Source organism: Pseudomonas sp. PF05 (genome assembly GCF_056521845.1).
This window is the reverse complement of sequence record NZ_JBWLPW010000073.1, coordinates 1-741: the sequence shown is the minus strand read 5'-3', so window position 1 is coordinate 741 and position 741 is coordinate 1. Positions and strand designations below refer to the sequence as shown.

Genomic DNA, 741 nt, shown 5'->3' with positions numbered 1-741 from the left:
ATCGTAGGAAAAACACCGGCGACTGCCGTCGGGCAGGATCTCTTCGGTCAGTTGGCCCAGGCGACTCCAGGTGAACCGATGTTCGCCACCGTCCGAGTCATACGTCGCCAGCAGTTGTCCGTGGGGGTCGTAGGCATATTCCGTGCGCTGGCCGTCCGGGCCAATGAGGACGATCACATCGCCGCGGGCATTGCGCCGGTAGGTCCACACGGCCTTGCCGCGTGAACGGGTGTGCAGGAAACCGTTGCGGTATTCGTAGGACGTCGGCGCCTCGTCCGGTGGAATCAACGCCACCAACCGTCCGACCTCGTCGTAGCGGTATTCGGTCACGGCGCCCAGCGGGTCCTGCTCGGCGATCAGCCGACCTTGTTCGTCGTAGGCCTTGAGGTGCTCGCCGCCGTCGGGTTCGACCTGGCGCACCAGCCGCGCCCGCTCGTCGTGGACGTACACTTCCTGGCTGCCATCGATATTCTGGACAGTGACGCTGCCGTCCTCTCCCCAGGTGTAGCGGCTGTCCATCTGCGCGAACGAAGCCCAGTGCCGCACACAGCGGACCGCCGGGCCGACGCCTTGCCATTCCCAATAAAAACTCGCCCCGCCGGCCAGTTGCCTCTGGAGGATGACGTGCTGGTCGTCGTAGTCGTAGCGTTCGCTTTCACCGGCGGCGTTGGTCGCTTCGATCAGTCGGAAACGTCCGTCGTAGCGGTAGGACACCAGCGTCTGTTCGGTCCGCCAGGCTTC

Annotated in this window: 1 pseudogene; it reads right to left on the bottom strand. The window is 64.6% G+C overall.

Annotated features, from left to right (window positions below):
* Positions 1–741 (bottom strand): annotated as a pseudogene (locus tag AC09SL_RS29480) (type IV secretion protein Rhs); the annotation flags it as partial.